The organism is Rhodopirellula sp. J20-39, assembly GCF_057365095.1.
Map to the genome: position 1 here is coordinate 2,313,441 of NZ_CP195123.1, position 12,311 is coordinate 2,325,751.

A 12,311-nucleotide genomic window follows, 5' to 3' on the forward strand; every position below is an offset into this window, starting at 1 on the left:
ACATTGAGTGTTAACCTCTGATCCGCCATGGGCATGATAGAGGTATGGAACGCTCCGATCCCGATCACGCCGAATTTGTTTCTCAACTGACCGAGTGTCAGTCCACCCTTGGTATGTACGTGCGGTCGCTTATGCCCGGTGACCGCGCCGTCATGGATGTGGTGCAACAGGCGAACGCTAAAATTTGGGAAAAGCGTAACGACTTCCAACCTGGTACGAACTTTCGTGCTTGGGCGATGGCGATCGCACGTTATGAAGTTCTGAATTACCGAAAGCAGCAAGCACGCGACGCACGTCTCCATTTTTCAGTCGAGCTGGAAACGACCATTGCGTCGGAAATGGAAACTCGGCAAGACGATACCTTCGACCGGCACGAAGCGCTGCAGCATTGTCTCGGCTCGGTTAGTCCAGAAAACCGCGAACTGTTGTTTCTGAGGTATCAATCCGGCGAGACGCTTGTCGGTTTTGCTAAACGTACCAGTCGATCGGTCGGTAGTTTGAAGGTGAAGTTGCATCGGCTGCGATCGGCGTTGGCTGAATGCATCGAACGGCAGATTGTTGTCACAGGAGAATCGTCATGAATTCTCGCGGAATGGATGCACAGGAACGTTCGCGACTGTTGGATGACCTCATTGCGGGTGATATTAGCGAAGCGGACTTCTTGCGAATTGAAGCTGAGTTGACCGTTGACCCGCAAGTGCGACAGGAGTACTACCGCAAGCTGCAGTTGGACCAGTTGCTTGAGCACGAGGCGGCTGAAATCAGCGGACGGTCAATTCGTATCGCCGATGCATCGCTAGAGGCTAACGAACAGGCCCAAGTAGCACGCCGCCCGGTCGGACGTTGGTGGGTTTTCTTGTTGGCGGGAATGGCAGCATCGTGGTTGCTTATCTATTCATTTGCTGGATTGTTAGATCGTTCGGTAGCCATTGATGGTGGCGAGCTTGAGAACGCAGCACTGATTGCGAACATGCCCGAGCAGTCCGCTAGCGGATTCGGATTACTTACCGGTCTGTCAGAGGTCGTTTGGGCAAGTGATCCTATTGCTGAGGGGAGTCTGTTGACGAATGGCGACATCCGTCTGCGTTCGGGGATGGTTCGATTGGAGCTGTTCAGTGGCGTGGACATGGTCGTTGAGGGTGGCGCTGACTTCACTATTGATTCGCCGATGCAAGTGACACTTCGTAGCGGGAAAGCACGGGCACGTGTTCCGGAGCCTGCACAGGGATTCCGTATCAAAACATCTTCCGGCGACATTGTTGATCTAGGCACTGAGTTTTCAGTCGATGCCGATCTTGATCATGCAAAAATTCAAGTGGTCGATGGAGAGATTGAGTTGCACGGTGACAGGTCGATGCGAAAGCGGGTCCGTCCCGGGACAACCATCTCATGGGCAAATGACGGGGCACTAACGGAAGTGCCCAGTGAAGAGAGCGATGCTCACCCGGTCGCACCGGTTGGTCCCACGGAGTTTCAGCAGCTTGCCGAACAGCGCCGTGCTGAGCGACTGAAACTCTGGCAGGGGGACTCCGACTCTCTGCGTCGCGATGGCCGATTGCTTGCGTATTACAAGGTTGATCCGTTCAACCAATCGCGTCGCTTGCCAAATCAGGCGATTGCCGCAACTCAAGAAGCGAGCGCGGGTGCAGTGGTGGCTTCGCGGCGAGCGCAGGATCGTTGGGGGCGTGACGGAGGGGCGCTGAGCTTCAGTCCGATGGGAAGCCGGGTGCGAGTGAATGTTCCCGGCGAGTTTAGCAGTCTGTCGATGTTCTGTTGGGTGAAGATCGATAGTCTTGATCGGAATTACAACTCGCTCTTTTTGACAGATGGTCACGAGGAGTTTGAACCACACTGGCAGATCATGAACGATGGTCGCCTGTTTTTCTCAATCAAAACCCTTCGCGGTGCGGACGGACGTCGGAAGACACGATCCAGTGAGATCTACTTTTCACCGCCGATCGATTCGGCGTTGATTGGTGGTCGCTGGGTCATGCTTGCGGCTACCTACGACGTGGACCAGCGACTGATGACTCACTATGTCAACGGTGATGTCGTCAGCCGACATCCAATTCTGGACGAGACATTGGTTGAATCGATTCGGATTGGCGCTGCATCGATTGGGAATTGGAGTGAGCCGATGTACAAGACCGATCCCGAATTCGTTGTACGTAATTTGGACGGTGCTCTCGATGAGTTTGCCATCTTCGCAGATGTGCTCTCGGAACAAGAGATTCAAGAAATTTTTCATACTGGGAACCCGCATGAGTAACCGTTCATCGTTGCTGAATCCAATGCCGAAGAAGGGTAGTGTGATTTTTGCGTGCGCCGCTGTCTTGGCGTCGTCGCTTGGCGGGGACACTTGCCTTTGGGGTGAGGCGAAACCCATCGAGAATCAATTCGAAGTCAACTCGGAAACTGCAGTCGCCGAGCAAGCGGAGAGGCTGTTTACTCTCAAGGTGTTGCCGTTGTTGAAAGACAAATGCCTGGGTTGCCACGGAGCCGACGAGGCGAATCTGAAGGGCGGATATAGCGTGGCGACGCGAGCGGATCTTTTGCGAGGCGGTGAGTCGGATGAAGTAGCAATCGTCCCAGGTGAACCTGATGCGGGTTCGTTGATCGAAGCAATCACTTGGGAAGGCATCGAGATGCCGCCTAAGGAAAACGACCGTTTGTCAGATCAGCAGGTCGATTGGGTTCGCAATTGGATCGCTGCTGGTGCTCCTTGGCCGGACGAAGCGACTCAGCAGCGTTTTCGTGATGAAGACAATCAGCAACGGGTAAACAGCGACGGCATGATCGTTTCGACGAGCGGTGGCACGTCGGAAGAATGGACGAACCGGCGGTACCAACCCGATGATTTGTGGGCATTCGCACCGGTGAAAACGGCTGCTGAACTTTTGCCTGCACCGCTTGTCGAAGCTGAACCGAGCGAATCGGAAGTCATTAATTACTTCGTCAATCGTCGATTGTCGCAGGCTGGTTTAGAGGCTTCGGCGTCGGCCTCGCCGAGTGATTTGATTCGCCGGGCGACTTTCGATTTGACTGGTTTGCCGCCAACTCCCGAGGACACCGCGCGTTTCCAACAGGCGTACCAAGAAGATCCGGTTGCCGCTTGGGAATCGCTTGTTGATCGCTTGTTGGCCAGTAAGCGTTATGGCGAGCATTGGGCGCGGCATTGGTTGGACGTCACGCGATATTCCGATACCGGCGGAATGGCGAACGACTACGAACGTTCCAACATGTGGCGATATCGTGATTACGTGATTCGCAGCTTCAACAGCGACAAGCCTTACGATCAATTCATCGTTGAGCAATTGGCAGGCGACGAATTGGCTGATGCATCAGTGCGGCGTCGGAATCATGGCAATGAAGACGCGGTTACGGCCGCACGGTTGAAGGGAGATTACACCGCCGAGGAGGCCGAGCAGATCATTGCGACTGGGTTCTTGCGAATCGGTCCCTGGGACAACGCAATGGTTGAAGCCGATGAGGCTCGCCAGATCTTCTTGGATGACTTAGTGAACATCACCGGCCAAACTTTCTTGGCAACGACGATGCGGTGTTGCAAGTGTCACGATCACAAGTTTGACCCGTTGCCGACTCGCGATTACTACCGCATGTATGCCGCTTTTGCAACGACACAAATGGCGGAACGGCCTGCTCCGTTTTTACCAGCCGAAAGTCAAGAACGGTTTGAAGCTGGTGAGGCACACGTGCAGAAATTGCTCGACTATGCCACTAGTGAACGAGATAAACTCGTCGAAAAACGTGAGGCTGCTGCGCGAGCTTGGTTCGACGAACACGACTTGCCGTATCAGAATGAAGAAGACCGCCGGGATCTTCCCGATGATGAAAAACCGCCGCGACATGTTGGATTGAGCGTCACCGAACAGGGGCAACTGAAGGTTCGCGAGCAAGATGTTTGGATTTGGACGCGACGGTTGGAGCGGTACCGACCGTTGGCGCAAAGCGTCTACAACGACTTCGTCACGGGGGCTTCATCCAAGAATGCTAAGAAGCTTCGTTTGGTTGCGAAAAAACGTGCCGGCCAAAAGCCACGAACGTTGGTTAACTACATCTTGCAAGGCGGAGGTTTGACGGCCTTAGGTGATAAGGTTGGGCCCGGCGTTTTGAGCGCGACCTCGTTGCCAGTCAGTTTGGATCGTGAAGATTCCTACCGGATTACTGATGAGATGGAGGGGCGGCGAATTGAGTTGGCGCGTTGGATCGCAAACCCCAAGAATCCGCTGACGTCCCGAGCGATCGTTAATCGAATTTGGCAGTACCACTTTGGCAAGCCGATCGCCGCCAACCCGAACAACTTCGGTGTGAAGGGCGCGAAGCCAACGCATCCGGATCTGTTGGATTTTCTAGCGTCCAACTTCATTGAAAACGGTTGGACGATGAAGCGGCTTCACCGCGCTATCATGTTATCTCAGGTTTATCAGCGATCTACGAAGCCCAGCGATGCTGACAAGTTATCGACGGTCGACCCCAACAATGATTTGCTTTCGCATTTCCCACGGCGAAGGCTCAGTGCCGAAGAGCTTCGCGATGGCATCTTGGCGATCACCGGCGAGCTTCAGCATTGCGATGGTGGGGTTCCGATCATGCCGGAGATCAATATGGAAGTCGCCTTACAGCCAAGGATGATTCAGTTCTCGTTGGCTCCGGCTTACCAGCCATCGCCTTCGCCGGAGGAACGAAACCGGCGGTCCGTTTACGCGTACAGTCTGCGGGGCCAAGCGGATCCTTTCGGCGAGCTTTTTAATCTGCCCAACCCGAACGAGTCTTGTGAGATGCGAGAATCGGCTGCTGTGACGCCGCAAGTTTTTGCATTGCTTAATAGTGACTTGATCACCGATCGATCGATCGCGTTAGCCGTGCGGTTGCAGCGAGAGTGCGACGAACCCGGTCATCAAATTGAACGAGCGTACGACTTGATTCTTGGACGTAAACCTACCTTGGCGGAGGCGGATCGATTGCTTCGCTATTACCGCGACATGGTTTCATATCATCAGTCCAGCACGCCCGATTCGGTGGAGTACCCAGCGACGATCACGCGTTCGTTGGTGGAAGAATTTTCGGGTGACGTCTTTGAGTACGAAGAGATCCTGCCTGTGTTTGAAAACTACGTTTCCGATTTGAAAGCCAGTGATGTGGACGTCGATACGCGAGCACTTGCTGATGTTTGTTTGCTGTTACTGAACACGAATGAGTTTATCTATCTGGACTGAATCGCTCACCTTTTTTGTCCAATTCATTCACCATATTTCGAAGTTATCTCCATGCAAAACCACCAGCGTCGATCGTTTTTATACGGACTTGGGGCTTCACTAGGTGCGGTTGCACTGACCGATCTGGTCGCGGCGAGTGAGCCGGGTAATGTGCAGGACGCATCCGGCGGGCCGTTGTCGCCCAAGCCGCCGATGCATCCCGCCAAGGCCAAGAACGTCATCATGCTGTTCATGGAAGGCGGCCCCGGTCATATGGATACTTTTGATCCCAAACCGGAATTGACTCGGTTGCATAAAACTGAGTCCAAGCGGGTCGGTGGACAGGAAAAGGGGTTTAAGTTTTTCGTCGGAAGTCCATTCGGATTTCAGCACGCCGGTGACAATGGCATTGAGATGTGCGACCAGTGGCAGCACCTGTCGGACCCTTATGTTGCCAACGAGTTGTGTAATTATCGGGGGTGCCAAGCGGAATCGCTCAATCACCCTGAAGCGCTCTTTCACATTAACACCGGAAGTCGGTTGGGTGGCGATCCGTCGGTAGGTTCGTGGGCTACCTATGGGCTGGGCTCGGAAAACCAAAACTTGCCAGGTTACGTTGTGATGACGGAGTTGGCGCTTCCGCAGGGCGGTTCGACAAATTGGAGCAACGGGTTCTTGCCGCCGCATTATCAAGGCACACGTTTGCGACCGACCGGTTCACCGATCTTGGATTTGTCGCCGCAGTCCTTTAAAAACGAGATACATCAACGGCGAGCGCTGGATGAGCTTGCCGCTTTGAATGCGGCGCACTTGCAATCGTTGGGGGCTCAGGATCAAAAATTGCAGGCGCGGATGGAAAGTTATGAACTGGCTTTCCGGATGCAGTCCGAGGTCCCCGGTGTGATGGATCTTTCGCAAGAAAGCGAAGCCACAATCGACATGTATGGGCTCAACGATTCGGAAACCAAGACGTTTGGTCGGCAGTGTTTGATGGCCCGCCGACTAGTCGAAAGCGGTGTGCGGTTCGTGCAGATCTTTAGCGGTGGTTGGGACAGCCACGATTACCTGGAACGCGGTCACTCATCGCGAATCAAGAGTGTCGATAAACCGATGGCTGCCTTAATTCGTGATCTCAAACAGCGAGGGATGTTGGAAGACACCCTTGTCATTTGGACCGGTGAGTTCGGACGAACGCCCGATAACAACAAACGCGGGGGTGTCTATTCGATTGGTCGCGGGCACAACAACAAAGCTATGACGATGTTGATGGCTGGCGGCGGTGTGCGGCCTGGCGTTGTTGGGGCAACTGATGAGTTGGGGGCAGAGGCCGTCGAGTGTGTGCACCCGATTCGCGATTTGCATGTTACGTTGCTGCATCAGCTTGGGTTGGACGACAACAAACTGACCTATTTCCACGGCGGTCGCTACAAACAGCTCAGCCAGTTTGGAGGTGAAGTGATCACTGAGCTGATCGCATAACGATGGAGTTGCGTCTTCGCGACCGACCTCGATATCAAGGTTCCCCGCGGAGGTTGTCTGCGAGGGTTGTCTGCGAGGGTTGTCTGCGAGGGTTGTCTGCGAGGGTTGCCTGCGAGGGTTGCCTGCGAGGGTTGCCTGCGAAAGTTAACACGCGAACGTCATCTTGATCGCGAGCTGTGTTAGGTTTGCAATCGTCCCAATGTCGCTGGTCTTAGAAAGCGGGTTTGGGGGTAATCGCTGGCAGCGGGCTGTCGTCTCGAGCGAAGAACATCAAGTGTTGCCAGGGAAGGTCGTTGTACTCGCGTACCAGTTTCAGGTTTGACGCGGAGTACTCTTTCATGATCTGGGCTTTCGACATCTTGTGCAGTGGCTTGATCGGTACGTCAGGGTCTTCGGCCCGGTATTCAAGCAACGCAATCACACCTTTGGGTTTCAGTGAGTTGCGGATTTCCCAAAGCATGGATTGTGGATGCGAGAACTCGTGATAAACATCGACCATCAACACGAGGTCAATTTCGTTGGCTGGCAAGTTAGGGTTGTCGACTTCGCCAAGCACTGGAACGATGTTTTCGATCTTTGCCCGCGCCATGTTGCGGCGTAGTTTTTGTAGCATCTCTTGCTGAATGTCGACGGCCAGGACTTGTCCCTCGTAAGCGTCCGTTGCTTCACCGGCAACCTGCCTGCGTTTTTTTGTGGAGGCTTTGTCGGGCGTAGTCGCTTCGGTGGCGATCTTGCATTCACGAGCCATCGGCAAGGTCCAGAACCCGTTGCCGCAACCCAGGTCGACCAGGGTCATGCCGGGTTCGATGCCCAGTTGGTCGAAGGCTTCTTTTGCGTTTTCTTCATCGTTGCGTTCGGGGCGAATGAGCCAGGGGGCGCCAAAGTGAGACATTGGCTGGGCAACGATTCGTCCCAGGTATGTTCGCCGAGCCTCTTCGGTTGGCTTCGGCGTTTGGGAAGCAACCGCTTCTTGTGCAACGAGCGACGAGGGGGTCGCTAGGAGGTGAGCGAAGCTGAAGGTCAGCAACAACCAGGTAACACCACGACTCATAGCAAACCCGTATCGCTAAGGTAGGATTTTGGAGGGCGAATCACTCAGACTCATCTGTTACTAATTCGAATTGAGGCTGGAAGGCCTCTTCGAAAGAGTAGACGTCGTCAAAGTCGGCGCGGTTGTCGCTTTCGCTCTTTCGCATTTGTTCAATGCGAATCAGGTTGTAAACCAGTTCGCCAAAATCGCTGGTCGACTTCAGTCCCCAATTCGCCAACACCATTTTGGCGAGATAGCCATATTGGTCGATGGCGTAGAGCCGGCACGCTTCGCAAAGTTGTTGGCCGGTAAGGTGACGTGGGTTGTCGACATCGGGATGGTCGTTCTCGCCATAGCTAAGCGGCCCGATCTGTTCCAGGTTTTCGTGAGCGTACTGAAGCGCTTCGCGAATGAACTGGTAAGCATCGAGCTTGTAACGGGGGTCGTCGCGGAGCAAATCCCGCATGGCTTTAAGTGGCGACGTCATGGATGAACTTAGTGCAAAGGAGAAGTGCTCAAACGAGAGCGACTTGAAAGTTTGTATTGTAACCGTGTTTGGAAGTGACCGCAGCGCGATTTGCGTAAGGGCGTCTTCAGTTCCGTGTCAAATCCCAGGCGTCCAGCCAGCGTGACTGGTCGGCTTGCTCGGCCATGTCGAATTCCGCTTCAAGCCGCTCGGCCATGTCGAAAAGGTGCCCAGCCCCGTAGAAGACGGCCACGCGTTTGGGGGTGTCCCGAGGTTCGGCGGTCTCTTTGCTCAGTTCGTCCCGCAAAATTTCAAATGCTTTTCGGTTGCGGCCTTTGATCAAGGTGTTTTCGCCGTCAGCATCGTCCATGCCGGCGGTAACCATTTCGATATCCACCAATTGTCGGGCCATCGCCCGCTTCATCAGCTTGGGGCGATCGCTGCTGAAGAACGCAATCAGCATTCCGATGTCGCCACCATTCTTTGATTGCGAGGCCAGTCCGGCGCCCATCATTCGAGCAACCATTTTCCAAACACTGTCGCCGCGCCGTTCAAGGTCTTCGACAAATTCATCGGGGCTCATGTCGGCGTGGCGGAAGTTTTCAGCCATGTAATCAATCTTTTCGAGCTGGTATTCCAGGTTCAGCATGTCTTTCATGCCCGTTTGAACCGACGCCAGCAGCGAGCGACGTTTTTGGAGGTCTTCTGGTTTGATGCGGGTGCCATCTGGTGCAACCAATTCGTAGAGCACGGTGTCGTACTGGCTAAGCAGTTCGCTGAGTTGTTCGTAGTACTCGGCCTGTCCGATGTGAACGACGCCGACTAGGTCGACAACCGTTCCCGCGAACGGGGTTCCTGGATTGCCGACATATCGAACGATGGCGGTTTGTAGAGCGACCGGGTCACCGTCCGCGTTTTCCTTTACCCGGACGTACTTTAGATCTTGTGCGTTTTCGGTTGTGTCTTCGTCGTCCGCTGTTTCTTCATCCTTAGTTTCTTCGGCATCGTCAGTCGTGGCGTCCGACGGGGCCGCCGTTTGTTCGGATTGGGAAGCCGCTTTTTCGGTTGTCGCAGTCGCTGCTGGTTCGGATACCGTGGGTGCCGTTTCTTGTGCGGCGGCCAGGCGGGTTGCGGCGATTTGCCAGAACGCGATTCCGACTACCACAATCAGGCATGCGATCGAACGCCATGAAGTCAGGCTCCATGCAATGGATAACCAGTGGGTTTGTTTTGTCTTGTAAGTCACAACCAAGGTCCTCGGGTGGGTTCGCGGTTCGTGTAGGGCAGCGAGCTTTGGTTGCTACGCCGCGGTTGATGTTTCAGGTCGAGCGTTTCCGCGTCTGACGTTTTCGCGTTGATGCTGGTATCGGGAAGGCGGCGTGAATGTGTTGTGTTGAGTGTGCATCGGGGGTGGCGGAGTTGTGGCCGTTTCAGAGTTCGGAGATGTCCAGTGCCAGGAGCCGTTTGGACTGCGGCATCGTGCCCTTGCATTGTCGTGGGGACGCGTGTTGCTTGTCCGGTGGCTTATCTGGGTAATCCTACTTCCAGCGTATTCTTTTCTATCGTACCGCCATGGCATCCGGCTGGGTGACTCTTTCAAGTGACTCAAGCAGGCCTGACCACTCGCCGGCGACTCGAGTTTGTCCCCAGGTCGAAGCGATCATCACGCTGTTGATTCCAGATCCGATTCCTAGCATCGCCGACCGATTGCCTTCGGTCAGTTCGCCTCGTTCGATCGCGGTGGCGACGGTCAGTGGTAGTGCGACTGATCCGGTATTGCCAAGGACCGGGAATGAGACCGAGTCTGTTTTCAGGCTGAGGCCCATCGCTTCGAGCATCGCGGCTCGGTGGCGTGTGCCAACTTGGTGGCAGACGGTCGATTGGATCGATGGGCGGTCCCATCCAGATTCGGACAGCAGTCGTTCAATCGCTGACACGCCCGTCGCGATTCCTTCGGCCATTAGTTTTTCGGAATCCGTGTCCATCAGCGGACGCATGTCAGCGCCAGCGGTGTCTTGGTTGCTGCGGCACAAGTCGTTGTGTGCAGTATTCGCTTCGGCGACGGCGAACTGCAGTGGTGTCCCGTCGGGGCAAAGGTCGCGGTGGCAAACCAACCAGGCGCAACTGCCCGATCCGATGGTCAGCGAAGCGAATGCGGGTTTAACGGATTGGCGTGTCAGCGAGGTGTCGGTGTTCAGTGAGTCGATCGTCGCTTCTAGCAGAGGGCGGCTGTTTTCGGTGCCGACGACAACTCCGGCTTGAATCATGCCGGACTGGATCATCGAGGCAATCTGAATGGCGCCGTTGAGTACACCCAGGCATGCGTTGGAGACATCGTAAACAAGGCAGTCCCGACGCAGCCCCATTTCATGGTGGACGCGCGACGCGGTCGCTGGTTCGAGGAAGTCGCGACAGACGCTGGCGTGGATCAGCGAGCCGACTTGGCTGGCATCGATTCCAGCGGCTTCGATCGCCGCTAAGCCAGACCGAATGCTGGGGCCGCTAGGCATCGTGCCTTGGGGCCACACTCGGCGCTCGGCAATCCCGCTCATAAGGGCCAGTCGCCCTTCGGGTAAGCGGAGTCTTTCGTAGAGTGGCGAAAGGCGGTTTTCGATCTCGTCGCTGGACCAGCATTCCTCTGGAATCGTGACCCCGATCCCTGCCAAAACCACGTCATTGAATTGCATCGTCAGTTCCCTAGTTCGTGTCCGCCGATTCACTATCAACGGTAGCCACCCAGCCTAGCTGGATTTGGTCCCTGGCGAAATGCAACTCGTTCAAAACCAGACCCGGTCATTCGTCTTTCATTGTCCGTCTGGGGATTGCGGAAGCAGCGAGTGTGGCCGAACGCTTCGCGGTCGGGGGTAGATAGTTCCGACCGCGGAGCGTTCGGCCACATTGGCCAGCGGATGAAATCGGGGCATGGCAAGATGTGAAGAAGGGCGACTTATCGGTGCCGACTCGAGAAACATTTGGAAAACTTCTTTTCGTTAAATTCCGCACAAACGTTTCAGGTGGACACCTTGGAAACGCGCGAAAACGACGTGCTTAAAAAACGGGCAGTCGCCGAAAGTCGGCTCGCCGACCCGCTTGCTTAAAAACTGGGCAGCTGTGGTTTGCTTCGTAAACCCCTTTGCTAGCAATGGTTGCGAAAGGGCGTTTGATCGCGTTTCCAAGATGCACTTATCCAATCGCCGGCACAGTCTCGCTGGCGAACATCGACCTTCCACGAGTGCAACCATCGGATCCGACATGACGTCCTCAGGCGACGCAGACAAGACGTCCCGCTCAAAAACTTCACAGGCAAAGACTCTGCCCTCTCAGGAAAAGTCGTTGGGCGCGAAATCGAAAGACGCTGAACAAGGCCAACCCGTTTACGCCAGCGACGCTGTCGCGATGGTTGAAAAACGGGCCAGGTCAGGAGGCGATGCGGCCCAGCGTCAACTTGGCCGTGCCGGCGCGCCGGGCGTGAGCCTGCCCACTTCGGCCCCGGTGGCCGATCGCGAGTCGCTTGATTTGACTCCGATCCCCAGTGGAGTGCCCGCTCAGGATCGGGCTCCGTTGGCGTTGAGGATGGCGGAAGAGGCGTTCGCTAAAACGGGCAGTTGGGTAGTCTTCTATCGTGAGATGCTCGCGCCGGGTGGAGTGGTTGATCAGCTCTACGAGACCGCTGAGGCACGCCGGTATTTTGAGACGACTAGCGAGTTCGCGGAGTTGCTGGAAATGGTCGCCGCGATGCGAAGCCAAGACGACTCCAAGAGCGGTACCTACGAACCGGAGCGGGTGATCACTGTTCGGCTTCCTCGCAGCATGCATGAGGGCGTCGTCCGTGAGGCCAAGGAGCTGGAATTGAGTATCAATAAATACTGCCTGACCAAGTTACTTCAGCCAGCCAATTCAAGGTTCACCCCGGTGGAATCGGGGGCTCGCCGTGGCCGCCGGCCTGGGCCGCAGATTACGCTTGAGCGGGTCAAGCTTCGCGGTGATGGGGGCGCTGCTTCGGGGGCCGCGGAATCTCGCAAGCGAACCAACCCTCGAACCGATTCGTCGGCCCAGCCAGAACGGGCTAGCGAATAGCTAGTCTTGCCACAGTTCGTCTTGACCCTGGGTGCCGCTAGCC

Annotated in this window: 9 protein-coding genes; 5 read left to right on the top strand and 4 right to left on the bottom strand. The window is 55.4% G+C overall.

The features are described 5' to 3' along the window. The first annotated feature begins 44 nt into the window (after positions 1–44). From ACR3ZL_RS08370 to ACR3ZL_RS08385, 4 genes are read left to right on the top strand one after another with little or no spacing between them, the layout of a single operon-like run. Positions 45–581 carry a sigma-70 family RNA polymerase sigma factor gene (locus tag ACR3ZL_RS08370; protein ID WP_486173365.1) on the top strand — a complete coding sequence of 179 codons (537 nt, stop codon included), beginning with the start codon at positions 45–47 and terminating at the stop codon, positions 579–581. Continuing rightward, positions 578–2,269, top strand: coding sequence for a LamG-like jellyroll fold domain-containing protein (locus tag ACR3ZL_RS08375; RefSeq protein WP_473648332.1), 1,692 nt, complete (start codon positions 578–580; stop codon positions 2,267–2,269). Before ACR3ZL_RS08370 ends, ACR3ZL_RS08375 begins: the two co-directional genes overlap by 4 nt. Beyond that, positions 2,262–5,237 (top strand): PSD1 and planctomycete cytochrome C domain-containing protein, encoded by a 2,976-nt coding sequence (locus ACR3ZL_RS08380; RefSeq protein WP_473648331.1) that lies wholly within the window; start codon positions 2,262–2,264, stop codon positions 5,235–5,237. Before ACR3ZL_RS08375 ends, ACR3ZL_RS08380 begins: the two co-directional genes overlap by 8 nt. A gap of 51 nt (positions 5,238–5,288) precedes the next feature. After that, positions 5,289–6,695 carry a DUF1501 domain-containing protein gene (locus ACR3ZL_RS08385; RefSeq protein WP_473648330.1) on the top strand — a complete coding sequence of 469 codons (1,407 nt, stop codon included), beginning with the start codon at positions 5,289–5,291 and terminating at the stop codon, positions 6,693–6,695. A gap of 211 nt (positions 6,696–6,906) precedes the next feature. Here the strand turns inward: ACR3ZL_RS08385 and ACR3ZL_RS08390 are convergent, their stop codons facing one another. From ACR3ZL_RS08390 to ACR3ZL_RS08405, 4 genes are all read right to left on the bottom strand, one after another. Continuing rightward, the gene (locus ACR3ZL_RS08390) at positions 6,907–7,746 is read right to left on the bottom strand and encodes a class I SAM-dependent methyltransferase (RefSeq protein WP_473648329.1); all 840 of its coding nucleotides are present in this window, start codon (positions 7,744–7,746) and stop codon (positions 6,907–6,909) included. Positions 7,747–7,786: 40 nt separating this feature from the next. Beyond that, positions 7,787–8,212 (bottom strand): Minf_1886 family protein, encoded by a 426-nt coding sequence (locus tag ACR3ZL_RS08395; protein WP_473648328.1) that lies wholly within the window; start codon positions 8,210–8,212, stop codon positions 7,787–7,789. A 106-nt stretch (positions 8,213–8,318) separates the two neighbouring features. Beyond that, complete coding sequence (locus tag ACR3ZL_RS08400; RefSeq protein ID WP_473653369.1) at positions 8,319–9,329, bottom strand: hypothetical protein; 1,011 nt, start codon at positions 9,327–9,329, stop codon at positions 8,319–8,321. A gap of 421 nt (positions 9,330–9,750) precedes the next feature. Continuing rightward, on the bottom strand, positions 9,751–10,878 hold the full coding sequence (locus ACR3ZL_RS08405; protein ID WP_473648327.1) for a 3-oxoacyl-ACP synthase III: 1,128 nt from the start codon (positions 10,876–10,878) through the stop codon (positions 9,751–9,753). Between the two features lie 490 nt (positions 10,879–11,368). Between ACR3ZL_RS08405 and ACR3ZL_RS08410 the strand changes: the two genes are divergently transcribed. Beyond that, on the top strand, positions 11,369–12,268 hold the full coding sequence (locus ACR3ZL_RS08410) for a hypothetical protein (protein WP_486173366.1): 900 nt from the start codon (positions 11,369–11,371) through the stop codon (positions 12,266–12,268). Positions 12,269–12,311: the final 43 nt, after the last annotated feature.

Coding starts and splice junctions, on each gene's coding strand:
- ACR3ZL_RS08370 (WP_486173365.1), top strand. CDS start 45: ATGGAACGCTCCGATCCCGATCACGCCGAATTTGTTTCTCAACTGACC.
- ACR3ZL_RS08395 (WP_473648328.1), bottom strand. CDS start 8,212: ATGACGTCGCCACTTAAAGCCATGCGGGATTTGCTCCGCGACGACCCC.
- ACR3ZL_RS08410 (WP_486173366.1), top strand. CDS start 11,369: ATGCACTTATCCAATCGCCGGCACAGTCTCGCTGGCGAACATCGACCT.
- ACR3ZL_RS08390 (WP_473648329.1), bottom strand. CDS start 7,746: ATGAGTCGTGGTGTTACCTGGTTGTTGCTGACCTTCAGCTTCGCTCAC.
- ACR3ZL_RS08405 (WP_473648327.1), bottom strand. CDS start 10,878: ATGCAATTCAATGACGTGGTTTTGGCAGGGATCGGGGTCACGATTCCA.
- ACR3ZL_RS08375 (WP_473648332.1), top strand. CDS start 578: ATGAATTCTCGCGGAATGGATGCACAGGAACGTTCGCGACTGTTGGAT.
- ACR3ZL_RS08380 (WP_473648331.1), top strand. CDS start 2,262: ATGAGTAACCGTTCATCGTTGCTGAATCCAATGCCGAAGAAGGGTAGT.
- ACR3ZL_RS08385 (WP_473648330.1), top strand. CDS start 5,289: ATGCAAAACCACCAGCGTCGATCGTTTTTATACGGACTTGGGGCTTCA.